The sequence below is a fragment of the Chryseobacterium gotjawalense genome, assembly GCF_030012525.1.
Lineage (GTDB): Bacteria > Bacteroidota > Bacteroidia > Flavobacteriales > Weeksellaceae > Kaistella > Kaistella gotjawalense.
The window spans coordinates 2,570,463-2,589,737 of sequence record NZ_CP124855.1 but is presented as its reverse complement, the minus strand read 5'-3'; the positions used below and the strand labels follow the sequence as shown (position 1 = coordinate 2,589,737).

The following is a 19,275-nucleotide window of genomic DNA, read 5'->3' as shown; positions in this document are numbered from 1 at the left end:
ATAGCAAAACTTGATATTGAATGGTAAAATTATACTGCATTTTTCACGGCAGTTTCGCTACCAAAATTTCCGGCGATAATTTCAGAATCCAATAAATAATTTTCCATTTCCAGTTGGGGACAATGCTGAATGAATTTCCAGCGTTGACGATATGTTTTGCAACATAATCAGGCTCCATGATTAATGATTCGTTCAAGTTTAAACCCTCATTTATTTTGGTTCGGATATAGCCGCTTACTAAAACATTTACAACAATATTTCTTGAATGCAGTTCCTGCCGCAATCCGGAAAGATAAGTGTTGAAAGCCGCTTTCGTACTTCCGTAAATGAAATTGCTTTTTCTGCCCCGAACTCCCGAAAGTGATGACAAACCGATGATTCGCTCGAGATTTGTATTGGAAAAATCATTTACAATAATGTTTAAAACTGAAACGGCGCCGGCGTAATTCACTTTCATCATCTGAAATGCATCATTAAAATTCCCGCGCGCATACTTATTCTGACTTAAAAATCCCGCAGCATAAATCACGATATGAGGTTTTACAGGTAATTCCTCATAAAATTTCTGATGTGAAGAAAAATCAACCGCATCAAAATAAATAAGCTTAACCTGATTTTCCAGCTGATGTTCAATAACAAAATTCTTCAGGGAAACTAAATCTCTTGACGCTGCCATAACCTCAAATCCTTTTTGGGCGTATTGTAAAACACACTGCTTCGCGACATCTGAGTTTCCGCCGAGGATGAGGACGGTTTTTGAAGTTTTCATCATTAATAAAAACTATTTTGCTCTCAATCTTTCCTTAATCATTTCAATATTTTTTTTGGCAGAATCTTCCAGAATTAAACTCGCGCTCATGTGAATTCTTTCGGGCATCAACTCCTCGAAATGTTCCGTCCCTTCCCATGAAACCTTTTTAATTAAAGCCAAAGCATCTGAACTTCTGTGAGAAAGTTTCTCCAAAAAAAGCTGAAGCTGAGCGTCCATCTCTGCAATAGTCGCAGAAACTGAATGATAGACATCGTGTTTTTCGCACCATTCTGCACTACGGAAATCCGCATCTATCGACATCGCTGAATAAGCTGACTTTCCGATTTTTCTTTCTACATAAGGTCCGATTACAAAAGGTCCGATTCCTAAATTCAATTCTGTTAAAGCCATTGCAGCATCTTTCGTCGCAAAACAGTAATCTGCCGCACACGCAATTCCTACACCGCCACCGGTTGTTTTTCCCTGAACGCGTACGATTACTAATTTACCGCAAGATCGCATCGCATTTAAAACTTTAGCGAAACCTCCGAAGAATTTTTTTGATTTTTCTAAATCTTCAATTTCAAGCAACTCATCGAAACTTGCTCCTGCACAGAAAGCTTTTCCTCCTTCAGATTTTAAAAAGATTGCTTTTACTTCTTCTTTTGCTCCTTCATCTAAAATAGTTTGGGCGAGCTTCTCTAAAATCTCACCTGGTAAAGAATTGCTTTTCGGCGTTCCAAAAGTGATTTCGGCGATGTTATTTTTGATTTCCTGGGTTACAAATCCGTTATTCATTATGCTTTATTTAATGCGATTAAATATTTGTCGATGTATAATTGTTTTTCTTTGCTTTTATATTGCTGGATATATCTGGGATGTTCTAACACGGTCAGTTGATCGAAAAACTTTTCCTGACTGTTGATTTTTTCAATAAAAGTGGCGTTCTTTTTTCCTAAAACAAAGACCTCCGAAGTATCTAAACCTAGACTGATATGATCTTTTAAACTTTTAATCATAAAAGGTTTTACGGCTTCGAAGAGTTTTTTGTCGTCATAGTAATTAGCATTTAAATTACCTCTAATCGTATTTCTGACAATAGCTAAAGGGAAAGGAGAATTGATATAAAATTCTTTATAAAACCTTTCTGGTCCACCAAATTGCTCAATGACATCATATAAAAAAACTGATGAAATTTCATGAGTATGCGCAGATTTCATTTCGATTCCGCAAACCGTTTCCAGTCTTTTGGTATCGGTAAACGGAACACCTGTAACTCCTGCTCCGTGGCGGCTGGGATTAATTCCAATGATGAATTTTCTCTGCTGATTATCATTATAAAATTTTCGATAAAATTCGGTCATTACCGTTAACGTTTCGGGATTATCGAAGAACGGATTGAGCACGTGGAAACCTTCAGGAAGATTGCCTGAATAATGCAACTGCTTGTTGAACGCTACTACTTGCTCTCCAATGTTTTTTATCACTTCGACATTCATTAAAAGTTTAACACAATAATCGCAAAAGTTTTCAATTAATTAATACATCAACTGCTTCTTTTCCTTTTTCTTCCAACCTGCCTGACTCTGGTATTTGACAAAGAAAATTTTTAAATCTGCCTGACTTTCATAGTCTACGAAAAAAATCTTTTTATCGGCCTGGCCGGAATATTTTACAAAAAACCATTTGCCATCGTTTCCATCGGCTTGACTTTGGTAATCGACTTTATAGACGTTTAAATCTGCCTGACTTTCATATTTCACTACAAAAACCTTTACATCTGCCTGACTTTGATAATCCACGGAGAAAACCTTCTGCGCAGAAAACTGCGAAGTCAAAAAGATGATCAGAAACAGGGAAAGGATTGTTTTCAATTTATTATAAAATTAGTCCGTTAATCCAAACTGCTCAAAATGGTGCGTGAAATGTTTGCGGTGAAACAGTTCCCACATTTCTTTACCAATATTGCAGAACAGCGGATGGGTATGCTCTGCCAAAGGATTTTCGCGGTAATAAATGAGATATTTTTTAAGACTTTCAATAAATTTTTCTTTAGCTTCCTCAAGATTTTTGTAGCGTAGTGATGCGTTTTCGTTTTCCGGTAATCCTTCAAACTTTAAATCTCTGGTAATTGCTTTTTCCTTGTACAGCCAGTCGCGAAGCTTTTCAAGTTGTTCTTCGTCTTTTGTGCGGCATTCTATACGCTCTTCGCCAACGGACATTTTCAGGAAATCTTCTAAATGTTCCAACATATTCTGAGGCGTCATGATTCCCCACTTTGGCAGAGAATTCACCGTTAAACCATTTAAATGTTTTTGAATATTTTTTAAATTGAGATCTAAAAACTGTGATTTCTTCGCCACCAAAGTAAGAATGGTAGCAACACAAACGATCTCATCGCGCTGATTCACCACTTCCACCAACCATTTTACAACACCACTGGGGATGTTTCTTCCTTTCACCCCTTTGTTGATTTTTTCTTTCGCTGTTAAATAAACCGTAATGGTGTCGCCGGCGTAAACAGGTTTAAAGAAACTGGCATTTTCTAAACCGTAATTTGCAATGACCGGACCTTTTTTACCGGAAACAAATAATCCTGCTGCGGCGGAAAGGATAAAATATCCGTGCGCCACCGTTTTGTCGAAAATGGTTCCGTTCAAAGAAGTTACGTCTGTGTGCGCATAAAAATGATCCCAGGAAACATTGGAAAAGTTTACGATATCAGCTTCAGTAACCGTTCTTCCCGCAGTTTCTAAAGAATCACCGATTTCAACTTCCTCGAAATATTTTCTGAAAGGATGCTTATCTGAAAAATGCTGCGTTGCACCTTGCTGGTAAATTTTCGTAATTGCTGTCAGAATATCTGGCGAACCCTGAATGGCTGTTTTCTGAAGAAAGAAATGAAGTCCGTTTAAACCGCCCATTTCCTCGCCTCCGCCCGCTCTTCCCGGACCGCCATGCATTAATGTTGGCAAAGGCGAGCCGTGACCGGTCGATTCTTTGGCATTATCTCGGTTCAAAACAAAAATTCTTCCATGAGATGAGGCCATTTTCCAGGAGGTTTCTGCGACGAATTTTTCATCGCAGGAAATAATGGAACCTACCAAACTTCCTTTTCCGCGTTTTGCCAAAGCAGCAGCTTCTTCCGCATCTTTGTATGGCATAATTGTGGAAACCGGACCGAAAGCTTCCACTTCATGAGAACTGTTTTTTTCAAAAGGTTTATCGTTGTAAAAAACTTTTGGAGTCATAAAGGCACCTTTTTCGTAATCTGCATTAACTAATTCCTGTTTCCCGTCATAAATTAATTCGGTTTCAACTTTCAACAATTCAATTTTATCCTGAAGAACCGCCATTTCTTTTTTACCAACGATGGAACCCATTCTGGTTTCGCGGCTTAAAGGATTTCCAATTTTGGTTTGATCCAAAGCTTTCGACAAAGCGTGCTGAACGTCGGCAACCAAATCTTCGGGCACTATAATTCTCCGGATTGCGGTACATTTCTGTCCGGCTTTCGTCGTCATTTCCGTACGGACTTCTTTGATGAACAAATCAAATTCCGGTGTTCCGGGTTTGGCATCGAGACCGAGGATGGAACAGTTTAAAGAATCGGCTTCCATATTGAATCGGACCGCGTTATTGGAAACTGACGGTAGCGATTTTAATTTTTTTCCCGTAGAAGCCGAACCTGTAAAAAGCACAGAATCGCCATCCTGAACATAATCCAGGATATTTCCCGGTTCTCCACAAACCAACTGAATGGCTCCTTCGGGAAGAATTCCGCTTTCGATCATATCATGGAAAACCGCATTCGTAAGGTAAGATCCAGGCGTTGCTGGTTTTACAATACTTGGAACTCCGGCCAAAAGGGAAGTTGATAATTTTTCTAACATTCCCCACACCGGAAAGTTGTACGCATTAATCTGAACGGAAACGCCTTCGCTTGGCGTCAGAATATGCGTCCCAATAAAAGTTCCGTTGGCAGAAAGTTTCTGCGTATCGCCATCAACCCAAAATGGTGTATTCGGGAGCATTCTTTTCGCTAAACCAGAATACGTGAAAAAAGTTCCGAAACCTCCTTCGATATCAACCCAGGAATCTGCGTGAGTTGCGCCGGTTTTATATGATAAATCGTAATATTTCTTTTTTCTTTCCAATAAATAAAGAGCCACTTTCTTCAACATTTCACCGCGGTCGTAGAAAGTCATGGAGGAGAGATTTTTGTAACCCACAGTTCTACCGTAATCTAAGGCTTGCTCAAAATTGATTCCACCGGTATCTGAAATTGCGACCAATTCGCCATTTACGGCGTTATATAATGGAATTTCATTTCCTGATCCTTCGATCCATTGTCCGTTGATGTAATTTTTTAATTTCATTATTGAGTAGGTGTGGATTTTTTTAAACTTTTGAACAGCATTTTAATTAAGAGATAACACAAGAAGAAAATCAGAACAATATCAATGGTAAAAACCAATGACGGTAAAACATCACTTAAGATTTGTTTTTGCTCTAATGACTTTAAAGCTTCTTTATTTTCTGTATTATTAATGGCTTTTGCGATCCCTATTGCTTCCTGAAGAATATAGAATGCGACCGAGTTCAAAGCAATTAAAATTAAAAATGCGGCTATTATTATTTTTTTAAATTTTGAATTCATTATTGTTAATGATATTTATTGGAACAAGGTTAAGGTGTAAAATTAACGATTTTTTTAAATTGATTTTTTCCACATTAATGATAATTTGGTAGATCTTTCGAGCGTTAAGATACAGAAATTTTCAATTTTGCTAAAATCTAATTTTAATAACAGAGTTGCGCCCCGGCTTGAGTGGAGCTCTTTTTATTTTTTGGCGGAGGGAATAGCGAGGAAAAAATAAAAAAGCGGGAACGGAAGACGGAAATGTGCGCCCAAAAAAAATCCCTCTCAAACTAAATTGAAAGGGAAATCACTATTTAAAGATCTGATTATCTTGCGTTCATATCAACGTAATCACGTTTTGGCGCTCCTTGATAAACCTGTCTTGGACGTCCGATTGGATCGTTGTGCAAACGCATTTCTTTCCACTGAGAAATCCAGCCTGGTAAACGTCCTAACGCGAACATTACGGTGAACATTTCGGTTGGAATTCCTAAAGCGCGGTAAATAATTCCGGAGTAGAAATCTACGTTTGGATATAATTTTCTGCTTACGAAATAGTCATCTTCTAAAGCTACTCTTTCTAATTGACGTGCAATATCTAAAGCTTTGTCCTGAATTCCTAATGCATTCAAAATATCATCTGCTGCTTTTTTGATGATGGTTGCTCTTGGATCGAAGTTTTTGTAAACTCTGTGTCCAAAGCCCATTAGACGGAAATCATCGTCTTTATTTTTAGCTTTTTCTACATATTTTGCAACATTTCCACCATCCTGTTCGATCATTTCCAACATTTCGATTACTGCCTGGTTTGCCCCACCGTGAAGTGGTCCCCAAAGTGCAGAAATACCTGCTGAAACTGACGCAAACAATCCTGTATGTGCTGAACCAACCATTCTTACCGTAGATGTAGAACAGTTTTGCTCGTGATCTGCGTGAAGCATTAATAATTTATCTAAAGCTCCTACAACGACAGGATCTAATTCGAATTCCTGGTTTGGACGACGGAAGCACATTTTGTAGAAATTCTCTACATAGTTTAAACTGTCATCTCCGTGATTGATCGGAAGTCCCATTTTTTTACGGTAAGTCCAAGCACAAAGGTGAGAGAACTTGGCAATAAGCATTTCTGCTGCGTGGTCCATTTCTTCTTTTGATCGTACATCTACGGCTTTTGGATTAAAGGCAGTAAGTGCAGAAGTTAATGAAGATAAAACTCCCATCGGATGGGCAGAACGAGGAAATACATCGATCAGTCTTTTCATTTCATCAGCAACGAAATTGTACTTTTTAATTCCCTTTTCGAAACCTGTGAACTGATCTGCTGTCGGTAAATTACCATTTAACAAAAGATACATTACTTCTGTAAAGTTTGATTTTTCGGCAATTTGCTCAATCGGATATCCTCTGTAATACAGTTCACCATTATCACCGTCAAGATAAGTGATGTCGCTCAAAGTAGCTCCTGTGTTCTTATATCCTAAATCTAAAGTAATCAAACCGGTCTGGTCTCTTAACTTTGAAATATCGATTCCTCTGTCACCGATGGTGCTTTCTACGATTGGGTATTCAAACGCTTTACCATCATAGTTTAATATAACTTTGTTATCTGACATTATAATTTAATTTTTTACTAATTTATAAATAATGGAATACTACCGCAAGTGTTTTGCGCGGTCTTTCCATGAATTTTTTCTATTATCGTTTTATTTTGAATGCGTCAAGTCCGGGGAAATAGGCGGTTTCTCCCAAAGCTTCTTCAATACGAAGTAATTGATTGTATTTCGCCATTCTGTCTGAACGGGAAGCAGAACCGGTTTTGATTTGTCCGCAGTTCATTGCAACGGCTAAATCTGCGATGGTATAATCCTCTGTTTCACCAGATCTGTGAGACATCACGCTTGTATAACGGTTGTGCTGAGCCATTTGCACAGCATCCATCGTTTCTGATAACGTTCCGATTTGGTTTACTTTAACGAGAATTGAATTTGCAATTCCTTCGTTGATTCCTCTTGAAAGTCTTTCTACATTGGTTACAAATAAATCATCTCCAACTAATTGAACCCTGTCGCCGATTTTGTCGGTTAACATTTTCCAACCTTCCCAATCATCTTCGTGCATTCCGTCTTCGATTGAAATGATCGGATATTTCGCTGCCAAATCTGCTAAGTAATTAACCTGTTCGCTTCTGTTGAAGTGCGCAGATTCTGGTGTCTCGAATTTTCTGTAATCATACATTCCGTCTTTGTAGAATTCTGACGCAGCACAGTCTAATGCAAACATGATATCATCTCCAACTTTATAACCCGCTTTTTCAACGGCTTTAGTAAGTGTGTCCAGAGCGTCTTCCGTTCCCTTGAATTTTGGTGCGAAACCACCTTCATCACCAACTGCAGTTGATAATCCTCTGTCGTGTAAAATTGATTTTAAACTATGGAAAATCTCAGTTCCTTTTCTTAATGAATCAGAAAAAGATTCTGCTTTGACCGGCATGATCATAAATTCCTGAAACGCGATCGGCGCATCAGAATGCGAACCACCATTAATTACGTTCATCATCGGAACAGGAAGTGTATTGGCATTAACTCCGCCAACATATTTGTACAAAGGCATTCTCAATTCTGTCGCTGCAGCTTTTGCGGCGGCCAACGATACACCTAAAATAGCATTAGCTCCGAGATTACTTTTGTTTTTTGTACCGTCTAATTCGATCATAATCTGATCGATAAAGTTTTGGTCCCACACGGGAAGTCCAACTAATTCCGGTGCGATAACTTCTCTTACATTTTCGATTGCTTTTAAAACTCCTTTTCCTGCGAAATCAGAACCGCCATCACGTAATTCTACCGCTTCATGTTCACCCGTAGATGCTCCGGAAGGAACAGCAGCACGACCCATCGCACCACTTTCTGTGAACACGTCGACTTCGATGGTAGGATTTCCTCTGGAATCTAAAATCTGCCTCGCTTCAATGTAAGAAATGTAACTCATTGTATAATTTTTTAGTATTATTTAATATGAAGTACAAATTTAGTGAAAATGGAATGATTGCAAGGGTTATATGCGATGATTTTAAATAGGTTTGAGTTAAATTTTAGTTAATTTTAACAGGATATTGATAATTAGAAAACTTATTATTAAATTTGATTAACCACTAAAACTTTAATAATGAAAAAAATATTCATCCTCGCCGCAAGTTCCTTGCTTCTGCTCACATTCAGTTGTAAGAAAAACACCGAAGGAAATAAAAGCATTATCAAACAGGAAAGCGGATATTCTGCGGATCTTCCGGAGGACAGCACGACCGTTCCTGCAACTGCCACCGCCGGTGTAAATACTGATGCACCTGAATACACGGAACGTTATGTGGCAGATGATGGATCGTCAGCTTTGGTTACTTTTAAAAACACACCTAAAGAAAAAACGATCAGCATCCGAAGTAATAATAAGACCATTTCCGCCCCACAGAAAGAGGCTTGGCCAAAAGGAGGAGTTTATGGAAACTTTGACATTACGATTGTGGCTAAAAACGACTCTGTTACGATTACACAGGAAAAAAATGTGATTCATTTGAAGAAAGCGAGAGGACAATAGCAAGAGCCAAGTTAAAAGAGCCAAGTAAGAAATGTTCAGATTTTACCTTTGATTTCAAAAGTAAATTACAACGATCAAAATAAAAAGTTAAGGCAGATAAAAACGAACCTTATTTCTTAAAATAAAAAATCCGTTCAAATTAAATTGAACGGATTTTTCTTTATAAAAAGTCGGGAATATTATTCGCCAGCTTTTTCTTCTGTAGCATCAGTAGCTTCTGCAACTGGCTCGTCAGTTTTAACTTCTTTAGCAGGAGTTTCTTTTACTTCAGCAACAGTTTCTGCTGCTTTAGGAGTCGCTCTTCTGCTTCTTCTTGTTACTTTTTTCTCTTCAGCGTTCGGGTTGTAAAGTTCGTTGAAATCTACAAGTTCGATCATTGCCATATCGGCAGCATCTCCCTGTCTGAATCCAGTTTTGATGATTCTTGTGTAACCACCGTTTCTTTCTGCGATTTTAGGAGCAATTGTTCTGAATAATTCAGTAACTGCTTCTTTGCTTTGCAGGTAAGAAAAAACTGTTCTTCTGTTGTGTGTTGTATCTTCTTTCGCTTTTGTAAGGATCGGTTCAACATACACTCTTAAAGCTTTCGCTTTAGCAACAGTTGTGTTGATTCTTTTATGCTCAATAAGAGAACAAGCCATATTAGAAAGCAAAGCACTTCTGTGAGAAGCTGTTCTAGATAAGTGATTGAATTTTTTACCGTGTCTCATTGTTTGTTATTTATCAGCGTCTAATTTATATTTAGCAACGTCGAAACCGAAGTTAAGACCTTTTGCATGCACTAATTCTTCTAATTCTGTTAAAGATTTTTTACCGAAATTTCTGAATTTCATCAAATCAGACTTGGTATAAGAAACCAACTCTCCTAAAGTTTCCACTTCAGCAGCTTTCAAGCAGTTTAATGCTCTTACAGACAGATCCATATCTACTAATTTAGATTTAAGAAGTTGTCTTGTATGTAAAGTTTCTTCATCGTATTGAATAGATGCTTTCACCGCTTCAGTTTCCAAAGTAATTCTCTCATCGGAGAACAACATGAAATGATAAATTAATATCTTAGAAGCTTCAGTTAAAGCATTTTGAGGACTGATAGAACCATCAGTTTCAATATCCAAAACAAGTTTTTCGTAGTCTGTTTTTTGCTCGACACGATAGTTTTCAACACTGTACTGTACTTTTTTGATCGGAGTATAGATTGAATCAATAGCAATAGTTCCGATAGGAGCATTGTTTGATTTGTTTTGTTCGGAAGGAACATAACCTCTACCTTTTTCAATATTGAACGTGATTTCAAATTTCACGTCTTTGTTTGTTGAACAGATTACTAAATCAGGATTCAATACTTCAAAATCTTGCATTGATTTTCCTAAGTCGCCAGCTGTTACAGTAGTTTGCCCAGATACTTTGGCAGTAACTTCTTCTGCAGTTGCAGTCTCAGATTTTGCTCTTAGTCTTAATTGTTTCAGATTCAGAATAATTTCTGTAACGTCTTCAATTACACCTGGAATTGTTGAAAATTCGTGCTCTACGCCTTCTATTTTGATAGATGAAATAGCATATCCTTCAAGAGAAGAAAGTAAAACTCTTCTCAAAGCATTACCGATGGTAAGTCCGAACCCTTGCTCTAATGGTCTGAATTCAAATTGACCTTTGAATTCATTGGAGTTAAGGAGGATTACTTTATCGGGTTTAATAAATGTTAAAATTGCCATATAATTTGGGTTGAGCAAAAATTTGAAAAAATTATTATTTAGAGTAAAGTTCGACGATCAACTGTTCTTTCAAATCTTCCGGGATTTGGATTCTCTCCGGAGCAGATACGAAAGTACCAGATTTGGTTTCGTCGTTAAATTGTAACCACTCATAAGTAGATCTGTAAGCCAATGAATCAGCAATTACTTCAAGAGATTTTGATTTCTCTCTCACAGCAACTACGTCACCAGCTTTCATAGAATATGAAGCGATGTTTACCAATTCTCCGTTTACAGTGATGTGTCTGTGAGAAACCAATTGTCTTGCTCCAGCTCTGGTTTTTGCAAACCCTAATCTATACACTACATTGTCTAATCTTGATTCACATAATTGTAAAAGAACTTCACCTGTAACGCCTTTTGCTCTGTTAGCTTTTTCGTATAGGTTAGCGAATTGCTTCTCTAAAATTCCATAAGTATATTTCGCTTTCTGCTTCTCCATTAACTGAACAGCATATTCCGATTTCTTCTGGTTTCTTCTTTTGTTCACACCGTGTTGTCCCGGCGGTTGGTTTTTTCTTTTCTCGAAGTTTTTGTCATCTCCGTAGATTGCAACTCCAAACTTTCTTGCAATCTTTGTTTTTGGTCCAATATATCTTGCCATATTTTTTAAGATTTTAGATTCTAGATTTTAGATTTTAGATTAATAATGTATAATCATTATTATTTAAAGCTAAAACATAAAATAATAGATTATACTCTTCTTCTTTTTGGTGGTCTACAACCATTATGTGGCATTGGAGTCACATCAACGATTTCACTAACTTCAATTCCTGAATTGTGGATGGTTCTGATCGCAGATTCTCTACCTGCTCCAGGACCTTTCACGTAAACCTTTACTCTGCGTAGTCCAGCATCGTGTGCTACTGTTGAGCAATTTTCCGCAGCCATTTGCGCTGCAAAAGGAGTATTCTTCTTTGAACCTCTGAATCCCATTTTTCCGGCAGATGCCCATGAGATTACTTCTCCACTTTTATTTGTTAAAGAAATGATAATATTGTTGAAAGTCGCCTGGATGTGTGCTTCACCAATTGCTTCAACTTTTACTTTTCTTTTCTTAACTGCTTTTGTCTGTTTTGCCATAATTCTTACCGATTATTTACTTGCTTTTTTCTTGTTAGCAACAGTTTTTCTCTTTCCTTTTCGGGTTCTAGAATTATTCTTTGTTCTTTGTCCTCTTAAAGGTAATCCCAGTCTGTGACGTATTCCTCGTTGGCAACCAATATCCATCAATCGCTTGATGTTTAGTTGTGTTTCAGAACGCAATTCACCTTCCACTTTGATGTTTTCAGTGATGTAGTTTCTGATTAATGCCAATTCATCGTCATTCCATTCGTTGACTTTCTTGTCTTCGCTGATGCCGGCTGCTTTCAAGATCTCAGAAGAAGTACTTCTTCCAACACCATAGATATAAGTTAAACCGATAACGCCTCTTTTGTTTTTTGGTAAATCAATACCGGAAATTCTCGCCATAATTTAATTTTAGCCTTGTCTTTGTTTAAATTTTGGGTTCTTCTTGTTGATTACAAACAGAACGCCTTTTCGGCGAACGATCTTGCAATCAGCACTTCTTTTTTTGATAGATGCTCTAACTTTCATTCGTTACTTACTTTGTTAATTTTACAACGGTTAAATGAGATCTTACGGAATCATTCCCATTTTGTTTAAATTTAGAACTTCAATATAATTCTTCAATTCTATTGAAGTTCTCTTTATATACTTAAATTCAGTTTTAGCTGAAATTAATATCTGAAGGTTATTCTTCCTTTTGATAAATCATAAGGAGATAATTCTAACTTCACCTTGTCGCCAGGGAGAAGTTTAATATAATGCATCCGCATTTTACCAGAAATGTGCGCGATAAGTACGTGACCATTTTCTAGCTCAACACGAAATTGGGCGTTCGAAAGTGCTTCCGTAATAACGCCGTCTTGTTCAATATGTTTTTGTTTTGCCATTTATCTAATTACAAATTATTGTTCGTTCTAGATAATTTAGACTGCATTAAGCCATCATAATGATGATTCAACAAATACGTATTGATTTGCTGTACAGTGTCTAAGATCACCCCGACCATAATCAAAAGTGATGTACCCCCGAAAAACAGGGCAAAACGATCGGTCTGAACAAACGCTCCATGCACAAGTGCTGGAAGGATTGCAAAGATAGCTAAAAAGATAGAACCTGGCAAGGTTATTTTTGACAAAATATCATCCAGATAATCAGCGGTTTCTTTCCCGGGTCTTACCTTCGGAATCAGTCCACCATTTCTTTTTAAATCATCAGCCATTTGATTCACCGGAATTGTAATTGCGGTATAGAAAAATGAGAAGATGATAATTAATAACGCAAACAATACATTGTACTGCCAACTAAATACATTTTTGAATCCTGCTAAGAAGGTGTTTGTCTCATCAACTTTCGTCAACAATCCAGGAACAAACATTAGTGCCTGCGCAAAGATGATTGGCATTACTCCAGAAGCATTTACTTTTAAAGGAATCCATTGTCTTGCACCTTGCATTAAATTTTTGTTTACCCCACCTCTTGCTTGCGCTCTACTTACATATTGAATAGGAATTTTGCGAACTGCGACCGAAAGAACGATTGCTAAAAGGACAACCAACATCCAGAAGAGAATTTCAATAAGGATCATAATGGTACCAAAACCACCTTTACCTGTTTGAGTTGCAACTTCCTGAATGAAAGCACCTGGGAAATCAGCAAGAATACCAACCATAATAAGGATAGATATTCCGTTTCCGATTCCTTTATCGGTAATCTTTTCTCCTAACCACATCGCGAATACAGAACCAGCGACCAAAATTACGATACTAGGCAACCAGAACATAATGGACTGCGGATTTACATAGTAAGCAGAAGCAAACTGTGCGTGCGGCAAGAACATCTGAGTGATTGAAGTAAGGTAAGAAGGTGCCTGTACCAAACAAACTGCAATAGTTAACCATCTTGTAATTTGGTTTAAGGTATTTCTACCACTTTCGCCATCTTTCTGCAATTTCTGAAGGTACGGAATTGCCATACCCATTAACTGCACAATAATGGAAGCAGAAATATAAGGCATAATACCGAGTGCCATAATCGACGCTCTACTGAATGCCCCACCTGTAAACGAAGAAAGCAAGCCAAGAAGTCCTGCTCCTTGCTTGTTGCCTCCCTGGTTTTTGTAAATATCCAAAAGATTCCCTACCTCTGCCATGTTAATGGCCGGTAAGGAAATATAAGATGCGAATCTATACACTAGGACAATTCCAAGAGTAAAAAGTATTTTTTCTCTTAGTTCCTTAAGACTCCAAATGTTTTTTAGTGTTTGTATAAATTCTTTCATTGTAAAAATTATAGAGTAATTGCTTTACCTCCTGCTTTAGCAATTGCTTCTTCTGCAGATTTAGTGAATTTGTGCGCAGAAATTGAAATACCAGCTTTCAACTCTCCTCTACCCATAATTTTCACGATTTCGCTTTTTTTAGCTAAACCATTTTCTACTAATACCTCTTGCGTAATTTCTGTGATATTTTTGGTATCCGCTAAAAGTTGCAGGGTATCAATATTAATTCCTCTATACTCTTTTCTATTGATGTTGGTGAAACCGAATTTCGGTAATCTTCTTTGCAAAGGCATTTGTCCACCTTCGAAACCAATTTTCTGAGAATAACCAGCTCTTGCTTGCTGACCATTGTGACCTTTCCCAGCTGTACCACCTTTTCCACTACCTTGTCCTCTTCCGATTCTTTTCGTACTGTGAGTAGAACCTGCTGCAGGTCTAATATTATTTAAATTCATTATTTTTAGATTTGAGATTTAAAGATTAGAGATAAGAGACTATCATTATCAAGTCTCTTGGTCTCTTTGTCAATTTTCTATTTTTGTACTTCTAATAAGTGACCTACTGCCGCTACCATTCCTAGAATTGCAGGAGTATCGTCATGTTCTACCACTTGGTGAAGTTTTTTCAATCCTAATGCTTCAAGCGTTCTCTTTTGAGTTTTGGTTCTACCAATAGCGCTTCTTACTTGTTTGATTTGAATTTTTGCCATTGCTTTACTTATTAACCGTTAAACACTTTATTTAATGAAATACCTCTTAATCTTGCGATTTCCTCAGGTTTTCTAATATCCAATAACGCTTTGAAAGTTGCCTTTACTACGTTATGTGGGTTAGATGAACCTTTAGATTTAGAAAGAATATCTTTAATACCAGCAGATTCCAATACCATACGAACTGTACCACCAGCGATTACACCGGTACCATGAGTTGCAGGTCTCAAGAAGATATCTGCACCACCATATCTTGCGGATGTTTGGTGAGGAATTGTATGATCTTTCATAGGAATTTTCACTAAATTTTTCTTCGCATCTTCTACTGCTTTTGCAATAGCCGAAGCAACTTCTTTAGATTTTCCTAAACCGAATCCTACAGTCCCAGCTTCGTCTCCTACAACCACGATTGCAGAAAATCCGAAAGCTCTACCTCCTTTGGTTACTTTCGTAACTCTGTTTACTGAAACGAGACGATCTTTAAGTTCTAATCCTCCCGGTTTGATTTTTTCTATATTATCTAGTCCTAACATATTTCCGAAATTTAATGATTAGAATTTTAGTCCGCCTTCTCTCGCACCATCAGCTAAAGCTTTCACTCTACCATGATATACGAATCCGTTTCTGTCGAACACTATTTTTTCAATTCCTGCAGCTTTAGCTTTTTCAGCGATTGCTTTACCTACCTCTGCAGAGATTTCTGTTTTGTTTCCTTTTGCATTCAGCGCTCTTGATGAAGCTGAGGCTAAAGTTTTACCATCTTTATCGTCGATCAACTGCGCGTAAATTTCTTTATTGCTTTTGTAAACTGATAATCTTGGTAATTCAGCAGAGCCAGAGATTTTCCCTCTTACTCTTCTTTTAATTCTATTTCTTTTTTGTACTTTGCTTAGTGCCATGTTCTTAAGTTTTAAAATTAAGCAGATTTACCAGCTTTACGTCTTACAATTTCTCCAACGAATCTAACACCTTTTCCTTTATATGGTTCTGGTTTTCTGAAAGATCTGATCTTTGCAGCAACCATTCCTAATAATTGTTTGTCAAATGATGTTAAAGTGATGATAGGGTTTTTACCTTTTTCAGATAACGTTTCTACCACGATTTCTTTCGGAAGATCCAGTACGATCCCGTGTGAGAATCCTAAAGCTAAATCTAATCTGTTTCCTTGATTAGATGCTCTGTATCCTACTCCTACCAATTCCAGTTTTTTGGTCCACCCTTCGGCAGTTCCAAGAACCATATTATTGATTAACGCTCTGTAAAGACCGTGTAATGCTTTATGTTGTTTAGATTCCGACGGACGATCTAAAGTTAGAATCCCGTCTTCTTGCTTTAGAGTGATTCCCTGCTCTAATTGCTGTGTAAGTTCTCCTTTCGGTCCTTTCACAGTTACCAATCCGTCTTTCTCGGTTACGGTAACATTAGCGGGAATTTCTATAATTGATTTACCAATTCTTGACATTTTCCTTTGATTATTAATTAATAAACATAGCAGATTACTTCTCCACCCACTTTTTCCTGACGTGCTTTTTTATCGGTCATTACTCCTCTCGAAGTTGAGATAATTGCAATTCCCAAACCGTTCAATACTCTTGGCAGTTCACCTGATCCTTTGTATTGTCTCAAACCTGGTCTTGAAGCTCTTTGGATGCTTTTGATGATAGGTCTGTTGGTTGTTTTGTCGTACTTTAAAGCGATTTTGATGTTTCCCTGAACAGCGTTATCTTCGAACTTGTAGTTCAAAATATAACCTTGATCAAACAAAATTTTTGTAATCTCCTTTTTGATTTTCGATGCAGGAATATCCACCACTTTGTGGCCTGCGCTTTGTGCGTTCCTTACTCTGGTTAGGAAATCTGAAATTGGATCTGTTACCATTTTTCTATTTTAAATTATTGGTTTGTGATGAGCAGTTTTGAAAAGAGAGCCAAGAGCCAAGAACAAAGAGCCAAGATTAAAACCCTTTCTCTTTATTCTTTTTTCTTTTATCTAATAATCAACTTGATCATCTTGATTGTTCTAAATTATTACCAACTTGCTTTTTTCACTCCCGGGATAAGACCGTTGTTGGCCATTTCTCTGAAAGTTACTCTTGAAAGACCGAATGTTCTCATGTAACCTCTTGGTCTTCCAGTTAATTTACATCTGTTGTGTAGTCTTACTGGCGAAGCATCTTTTGGTAATTTTTGTAAGCCAAGATAATCTCCAGCTTCTTTCAAAGCTTTTCTTTTCTCTGCATATTTAGCTACCGTAGCTTCTCTTTTGCGCTCACGCGCTTTCATTGATTCTTTAGCCATCTTAGTTCTTTTTGAAAGGCATACCGAAATGCGTTAATAGTGATTTAGCTTCTTTGTCAGTTTTCGCAGAAGTTACAAAAGTAATGTCCATCCCCTGGATTTTTTTTACTTTGTCAATTGCAATCTCTGGGAAGATGATTTGCTCAGTAATCCCTAAGTTGTAATTTCCTCTACCGTCGAAACCATCTGCTTTGATACCGTTAAAATCACGGATACGTGGTAAAGCTGAAGAAGTTAATCGGTCTAAGAACTCATACATTTGATTTGCTCTTAAAGTAACTCTAGCACCTACAGGCATTCCTTTTCTTAATTTGAAAGCTGCCTCATCTTTCTTAGAAAGAGTTCCAACTGCTTTTTGACCAGTGATTGCTGTAAGTTCTTCGATTCCGTAATCAACAATTTTCTTGTCAGCTGTTGCTGCACCCAAACCTTGTGACACAACGATTTTCAATAATTTAGGAACCTGCATTACAGATTTGTACCCAAATTCTTCCATCATTGTAGGAACAATTTTCTCTTTATATATTTGTTTTGGTCTTGCTATATATTCCATCGTCGTTTTATTATAAAGTTTCACCGGTTGATTTAGCAACTCTCACTTTCTTATCACCTTCTACCTTACTTCCTGTTTTTGTTGGTTTACCGTTTTTGTCGATCAACATAACATTTGAAATATGGATTGATGCTTCTTTTTCTACAATTCCGCCTTGTGGATTTCCTGCAGATGGTTTAGTATGTTTTTTAACAATATTTAAACCTGCAACAATTACTCTTGCGTCTTTGCCTTCTTTTCTGATCACTTCTATAACCTCACCTTTTTTACCTTTAATTTCTTTCTTTCCGGTAGTGATGATTACGTTATCTCCTCTTTTGATTTTTAACTTTGTCATTTTTTGTAAATTTTAAAATTAAAGTACTTCAGGAGCTAATGAAATGACTTTCATGTATTCTTTGTCTCTTAGTTCACGAGCCACAGGTCCGAAAACTCTGGTTCCTCTCATTTCACCAGTAGCGTTTAAAAGAACACAAGCGTTGTCGTCGAATTTGATGTATGAACCATCTTTTCTTCTTACTGCTTTTTTTGTTCTTACCACTACTGCTTTAGAAATAGTTCCTTTTTTTGCAGTTCCTTGTGGTGTAGAATCTTTGATAGTAACTACGATCTTATCACCAACTGAAGCATATCTTCTTCTAGTTCCTCCTAGAACTCTAATAACCAGTACTTCTTTTGCACCTGTGTTATCAGCAACTTTTAATCTTGATTCGGTTTGTAACATTACTTAGCTTTTTCAATGATTCTTACTAATCTCCATCTCTTACTTTTACTTAAAGGTCTTGTTTCAGTAATTAATACTGTATCGCCTTCAGTACACTCGTTGTTCTCATCATGAGCGGTATATTTTTTCGTTTTCAAAACGAATTTACCGTACATCGGGTGTTTTACTCTCGTCGTTTCACTTACAACAATGGTTTTTTCCATTTTATTGCTAGAAACGATTCCGATTCTTTCTTTTCTTAAATTTCTATCCATGATAAAAGGAAAATTATGATTGTTGTTTTAGTGTTAATTCAGTTTCCAGTCTTGCGATTGTTCTTCTCAAATCTTTGATTTGAATAGGATTTTCAATCGGGCTGATGCTGTGCGATAATTTCATTTTATTGAAATCTGCTTTCACTTCAACTAGTTTGTTCTGAATGTCTCCTGCGCTTAGATTTTTGATGTCAGCTTTTTTCATTTTAATAAATTATTGAGGTTGAACAAAATCGTTAGCAACTACAAATCTTGTAGTAACAGGAAGTTTCTGAGCGGCAAGACGAAGTGCTTCTTTTGCAACTTCATAAGATACGCCACCTACTTCAAACATAATTTTACCAGGTTTCACTACAGATACCCAATATTCCACAGCACCTTTACCTTTCCCCATCCTTACTTCGGCTGGTTTTTTAGTAATAGGTTTGTCTGGAAATACTTTGATCCATAACTGACCTTCTCTTTTCATATATCTTGTTGCAGCAATACGCGCTGCTTCAATTTGTCTTGCAGTGATCCAAGCTCCTTCATTAGCTTTGATCCCGAAAGTTCCGTATGCAAGTTGACTGCCTCTTTGGGCAATCCCCTTCATTTTCATCTTGTGAACTTTACGGAATTTGGTTCTTCTTGGTTGTAACATAATTTCTAGGAATT

At 37.1% G+C, this 19,275-nt stretch carries 30 protein-coding genes; 1 reads left to right on the top strand and 29 read right to left on the bottom strand.

The annotated features are described in order from the left end of the window. Window positions 1-43 precede the first annotated feature (43 nt). The 8 genes from QGN23_RS11855 to eno form a co-directional block, all read right to left on the bottom strand. A complete protein-coding gene (locus tag QGN23_RS11855) occupies window positions 44-772 on the bottom strand; it encodes an SDR family NAD(P)-dependent oxidoreductase (protein ID WP_282904489.1) in 729 nt (242 codons plus the stop codon). A gap of 9 nt (window positions 773-781) precedes the next feature. Continuing rightward, window positions 782-1,549 (bottom strand): enoyl-CoA hydratase/isomerase family protein, encoded by a 768-nt coding sequence (locus QGN23_RS11850; protein WP_282904488.1) that lies wholly within the window; start codon window positions 1,547-1,549, stop codon window positions 782-784. After that, window positions 1,549-2,250: an SMUG2 DNA glycosylase family protein gene (locus QGN23_RS11845; protein ID WP_282904487.1), complete on the bottom strand. Its 702-nt coding sequence runs from the start codon at window positions 2,248-2,250 to the stop codon at window positions 1,549-1,551. The genes QGN23_RS11850 and QGN23_RS11845 overlap by 1 nt, the downstream gene beginning before the upstream one ends. A gap of 39 nt (window positions 2,251-2,289) precedes the next feature. Then, window positions 2,290-2,625, bottom strand: coding sequence for a DUF6150 family protein (locus tag QGN23_RS11840; protein ID WP_282904486.1), 336 nt, complete (start codon window positions 2,623-2,625; stop codon window positions 2,290-2,292). A gap of 12 nt (window positions 2,626-2,637) precedes the next feature. Then, complete coding sequence (gene paaZ / locus QGN23_RS11835) at window positions 2,638-5,133, bottom strand: phenylacetic acid degradation bifunctional protein PaaZ (RefSeq protein ID WP_282906398.1); 2,496 nt, start codon at window positions 5,131-5,133, stop codon at window positions 2,638-2,640. Beyond that, entirely contained in the window at window positions 5,130-5,411 is a 282-nt protein-coding gene (locus tag QGN23_RS11830) for a hypothetical protein (protein ID WP_282904485.1), read from the bottom strand. Before QGN23_RS11830 ends, paaZ begins: the two co-directional genes overlap by 4 nt. Before the next feature lie 308 nt (window positions 5,412-5,719). Next, window positions 5,720-7,006 carry a citrate synthase gene (locus tag QGN23_RS11825; protein ID WP_282904484.1) on the bottom strand — a complete coding sequence of 429 codons (1,287 nt, stop codon included), beginning with the start codon at window positions 7,004-7,006 and terminating at the stop codon, window positions 5,720-5,722. 82 nt (window positions 7,007-7,088) lie between these two features. Beyond that, window positions 7,089-8,381, bottom strand: coding sequence for a phosphopyruvate hydratase (gene eno, locus QGN23_RS11820; RefSeq protein WP_282904483.1), 1,293 nt, complete (start codon window positions 8,379-8,381; stop codon window positions 7,089-7,091). 177 nt (window positions 8,382-8,558) lie between these two features. On the opposite strand from eno, the gene QGN23_RS11815 reads away from it, so the two are divergent. Beyond that, complete coding sequence (locus QGN23_RS11815; RefSeq protein WP_282904482.1) at window positions 8,559-8,984, top strand: hypothetical protein; 426 nt, start codon at window positions 8,559-8,561, stop codon at window positions 8,982-8,984. Between the two features lie 179 nt (window positions 8,985-9,163). On the opposite strand, the gene rplQ is transcribed toward QGN23_RS11815, so the two are convergent. The 21 genes from rplQ to rplP form a co-directional block, all read right to left on the bottom strand. Then, window positions 9,164-9,694 carry a 50S ribosomal protein L17 gene (rplQ, locus tag QGN23_RS11810; protein WP_282904481.1) on the bottom strand — a complete coding sequence of 177 codons (531 nt, stop codon included), beginning with the start codon at window positions 9,692-9,694 and terminating at the stop codon, window positions 9,164-9,166. Window positions 9,695-9,700: 6 nt separating this feature from the next. Next, window positions 9,701-10,696, bottom strand: a complete 996-nt coding sequence (locus QGN23_RS11805; RefSeq protein WP_133439516.1) for a DNA-directed RNA polymerase subunit alpha — start codon at window positions 10,694-10,696, stop codon at window positions 9,701-9,703. Between the two features lie 34 nt (window positions 10,697-10,730). Then, a complete protein-coding gene (rpsD, locus tag QGN23_RS11800) occupies window positions 10,731-11,339 on the bottom strand; it encodes a 30S ribosomal protein S4 (RefSeq protein WP_193811643.1) in 609 nt (202 codons plus the stop codon). Between the two features lie 89 nt (window positions 11,340-11,428). Continuing rightward, the gene (rpsK, locus tag QGN23_RS11795; RefSeq protein WP_027376638.1) at window positions 11,429-11,818 is read right to left on the bottom strand and encodes a 30S ribosomal protein S11; all 390 of its coding nucleotides are present in this window, start codon (window positions 11,816-11,818) and stop codon (window positions 11,429-11,431) included. 12 nt (window positions 11,819-11,830) lie between these two features. Continuing rightward, a complete protein-coding gene (gene rpsM, locus QGN23_RS11790; RefSeq protein ID WP_133439512.1) occupies window positions 11,831-12,208 on the bottom strand; it encodes a 30S ribosomal protein S13 in 378 nt (125 codons plus the stop codon). Window positions 12,209-12,217: 9 nt separating this feature from the next. Continuing rightward, window positions 12,218-12,334, bottom strand: a complete 117-nt coding sequence (gene rpmJ, locus QGN23_RS11785; protein WP_007839480.1) for a 50S ribosomal protein L36 — start codon at window positions 12,332-12,334, stop codon at window positions 12,218-12,220. A 143-nt stretch (window positions 12,335-12,477) separates the two neighbouring features. Continuing rightward, a complete protein-coding gene (gene infA, locus QGN23_RS11780) occupies window positions 12,478-12,693 on the bottom strand; it encodes a translation initiation factor IF-1 (RefSeq protein ID WP_031503426.1) in 216 nt (71 codons plus the stop codon). 8 nt (window positions 12,694-12,701) lie between these two features. Then, window positions 12,702-14,084 carry a preprotein translocase subunit SecY gene (gene secY, locus QGN23_RS11775; RefSeq protein ID WP_282904480.1) on the bottom strand — a complete coding sequence of 461 codons (1,383 nt, stop codon included), beginning with the start codon at window positions 14,082-14,084 and terminating at the stop codon, window positions 12,702-12,704. Between the two features lie 8 nt (window positions 14,085-14,092). Next, entirely contained in the window at window positions 14,093-14,539 is a 447-nt protein-coding gene (rplO, locus tag QGN23_RS11770) for a 50S ribosomal protein L15 (protein ID WP_282904479.1), read from the bottom strand. Window positions 14,540-14,616: 77 nt separating this feature from the next. Beyond that, window positions 14,617-14,793, bottom strand: a complete 177-nt coding sequence (gene rpmD / locus QGN23_RS11765; protein ID WP_133439507.1) for a 50S ribosomal protein L30 — start codon at window positions 14,791-14,793, stop codon at window positions 14,617-14,619. A gap of 11 nt (window positions 14,794-14,804) precedes the next feature. After that, on the bottom strand, window positions 14,805-15,326 hold the full coding sequence (gene rpsE / locus QGN23_RS11760) for a 30S ribosomal protein S5 (RefSeq protein ID WP_282904478.1): 522 nt from the start codon (window positions 15,324-15,326) through the stop codon (window positions 14,805-14,807). Between the two features lie 18 nt (window positions 15,327-15,344). Further along, the gene (gene rplR / locus QGN23_RS11755; RefSeq protein ID WP_282904477.1) at window positions 15,345-15,692 is read right to left on the bottom strand and encodes a 50S ribosomal protein L18; all 348 of its coding nucleotides are present in this window, start codon (window positions 15,690-15,692) and stop codon (window positions 15,345-15,347) included. A 17-nt stretch (window positions 15,693-15,709) separates the two neighbouring features. Continuing rightward, complete coding sequence (gene rplF / locus QGN23_RS11750) at window positions 15,710-16,255, bottom strand: 50S ribosomal protein L6 (RefSeq protein WP_282904476.1); 546 nt, start codon at window positions 16,253-16,255, stop codon at window positions 15,710-15,712. 17 nt (window positions 16,256-16,272) lie between these two features. Then, the gene (gene rpsH / locus QGN23_RS11745; RefSeq protein ID WP_282904475.1) at window positions 16,273-16,671 is read right to left on the bottom strand and encodes a 30S ribosomal protein S8; all 399 of its coding nucleotides are present in this window, start codon (window positions 16,669-16,671) and stop codon (window positions 16,273-16,275) included. A gap of 149 nt (window positions 16,672-16,820) precedes the next feature. Next, window positions 16,821-17,090 carry a 30S ribosomal protein S14 gene (gene rpsN, locus QGN23_RS11740; RefSeq protein ID WP_133439502.1) on the bottom strand — a complete coding sequence of 90 codons (270 nt, stop codon included), beginning with the start codon at window positions 17,088-17,090 and terminating at the stop codon, window positions 16,821-16,823. 1 nt (window position 17,091) lies between these two features. Beyond that, window positions 17,092-17,643 (bottom strand): 50S ribosomal protein L5, encoded by a 552-nt coding sequence (gene rplE / locus QGN23_RS11735; RefSeq protein ID WP_193811636.1) that lies wholly within the window; start codon window positions 17,641-17,643, stop codon window positions 17,092-17,094. Window positions 17,644-17,653: 10 nt separating this feature from the next. After that, the gene (gene rplX, locus QGN23_RS11730; protein WP_133439500.1) at window positions 17,654-17,980 is read right to left on the bottom strand and encodes a 50S ribosomal protein L24; all 327 of its coding nucleotides are present in this window, start codon (window positions 17,978-17,980) and stop codon (window positions 17,654-17,656) included. Between the two features lie 18 nt (window positions 17,981-17,998). Beyond that, complete coding sequence (gene rplN, locus QGN23_RS11725; RefSeq protein WP_133439499.1) at window positions 17,999-18,367, bottom strand: 50S ribosomal protein L14; 369 nt, start codon at window positions 18,365-18,367, stop codon at window positions 17,999-18,001. Beyond that, a complete protein-coding gene (rpsQ, locus tag QGN23_RS11720) occupies window positions 18,367-18,624 on the bottom strand; it encodes a 30S ribosomal protein S17 (protein ID WP_088263399.1) in 258 nt (85 codons plus the stop codon). Before rpsQ ends, rplN begins: the two co-directional genes overlap by 1 nt. A gap of 10 nt (window positions 18,625-18,634) precedes the next feature. Continuing rightward, window positions 18,635-18,826: a 50S ribosomal protein L29 gene (rpmC, locus tag QGN23_RS11715; RefSeq protein ID WP_282904474.1), complete on the bottom strand. Its 192-nt coding sequence runs from the start codon at window positions 18,824-18,826 to the stop codon at window positions 18,635-18,637. Between the two features lie 9 nt (window positions 18,827-18,835). Continuing rightward, window positions 18,836-19,261 carry a 50S ribosomal protein L16 gene (gene rplP, locus QGN23_RS11710; protein WP_282904473.1) on the bottom strand — a complete coding sequence of 142 codons (426 nt, stop codon included), beginning with the start codon at window positions 19,259-19,261 and terminating at the stop codon, window positions 18,836-18,838. Window positions 19,262-19,275 lie beyond the last annotated feature (14 nt).

Coding starts and splice junctions, on each gene's coding strand:
- QGN23_RS11855 (WP_282904489.1), bottom strand. CDS start 772: ATGATGAAAACTTCAAAAACCGTCCTCATCCTCGGCGGAAACTCAGAT.
- QGN23_RS11850 (WP_282904488.1), bottom strand. CDS start 1,549: ATGAATAACGGATTTGTAACCCAGGAAATCAAAAATAACATCGCCGAA.
- QGN23_RS11845 (WP_282904487.1), bottom strand. CDS start 2,250: ATGAATGTCGAAGTGATAAAAAACATTGGAGAGCAAGTAGTAGCGTTC.
- QGN23_RS11830 (WP_282904485.1), bottom strand. CDS start 5,411: ATGAATTCAAAATTTAAAAAAATAATAATAGCCGCATTTTTAATTTTA.
- QGN23_RS11825 (WP_282904484.1), bottom strand. CDS start 7,006: ATGTCAGATAACAAAGTTATATTAAACTATGATGGTAAAGCGTTTGAA.
- eno (WP_282904483.1), bottom strand. CDS start 8,381: ATGAGTTACATTTCTTACATTGAAGCGAGGCAGATTTTAGATTCCAGA.
- QGN23_RS11815 (WP_282904482.1), top strand. CDS start 8,559: ATGAAAAAAATATTCATCCTCGCCGCAAGTTCCTTGCTTCTGCTCACA.
- rplQ (WP_282904481.1), bottom strand. CDS start 9,694: ATGAGACACGGTAAAAAATTCAATCACTTATCTAGAACAGCTTCTCAC.
- QGN23_RS11805 (WP_133439516.1), bottom strand. CDS start 10,696: ATGGCAATTTTAACATTTATTAAACCCGATAAAGTAATCCTCCTTAAC.
- rpsD (WP_193811643.1), bottom strand. CDS start 11,339: ATGGCAAGATATATTGGACCAAAAACAAAGATTGCAAGAAAGTTTGGA.
- rpsK (WP_027376638.1), bottom strand. CDS start 11,818: ATGGCAAAACAGACAAAAGCAGTTAAGAAAAGAAAAGTAAAAGTTGAA.
- rpsM (WP_133439512.1), bottom strand. CDS start 12,208: ATGGCGAGAATTTCCGGTATTGATTTACCAAAAAACAAAAGAGGCGTT.
- rpmJ (WP_007839480.1), bottom strand. CDS start 12,334: ATGAAAGTTAGAGCATCTATCAAAAAAAGAAGTGCTGATTGCAAGATC.
- infA (WP_031503426.1), bottom strand. CDS start 12,693: ATGGCAAAACAAAAACATATTGAACAAGACGGCGTTATTACGGAAGCA.
- secY (WP_282904480.1), bottom strand. CDS start 14,084: ATGAAAGAATTTATACAAACACTAAAAAACATTTGGAGTCTTAAGGAA.
- rplO (WP_282904479.1), bottom strand. CDS start 14,539: ATGAATTTAAATAATATTAGACCTGCAGCAGGTTCTACTCACAGTACG.
- rpmD (WP_133439507.1), bottom strand. CDS start 14,793: ATGGCAAAAATTCAAATCAAACAAGTAAGAAGCGCTATTGGTAGAACC.
- rpsE (WP_282904478.1), bottom strand. CDS start 15,326: ATGTTAGGACTAGATAATATAGAAAAAATCAAACCGGGAGGATTAGAA.
- rplR (WP_282904477.1), bottom strand. CDS start 15,692: ATGGCACTAAGCAAAGTACAAAAAAGAAATAGAATTAAAAGAAGAGTA.
- rplF (WP_282904476.1), bottom strand. CDS start 16,255: ATGTCAAGAATTGGTAAATCAATTATAGAAATTCCCGCTAATGTTACC.
- rpsH (WP_282904475.1), bottom strand. CDS start 16,671: ATGGTAACAGATCCAATTTCAGATTTCCTAACCAGAGTAAGGAACGCA.
- rpsN (WP_133439502.1), bottom strand. CDS start 17,090: ATGGCTAAAGAATCAATGAAAGCGCGTGAGCGCAAAAGAGAAGCTACG.
- rplE (WP_193811636.1), bottom strand. CDS start 17,643: ATGGAATATATAGCAAGACCAAAACAAATATATAAAGAGAAAATTGTT.
- rplX (WP_133439500.1), bottom strand. CDS start 17,980: ATGACAAAGTTAAAAATCAAAAGAGGAGATAACGTAATCATCACTACC.
- rplN (WP_133439499.1), bottom strand. CDS start 18,367: ATGTTACAAACCGAATCAAGATTAAAAGTTGCTGATAACACAGGTGCA.
- rpmC (WP_282904474.1), bottom strand. CDS start 18,826: ATGAAAAAAGCTGACATCAAAAATCTAAGCGCAGGAGACATTCAGAAC.
- rplP (WP_282904473.1), bottom strand. CDS start 19,261: ATGTTACAACCAAGAAGAACCAAATTCCGTAAAGTTCACAAGATGAAA.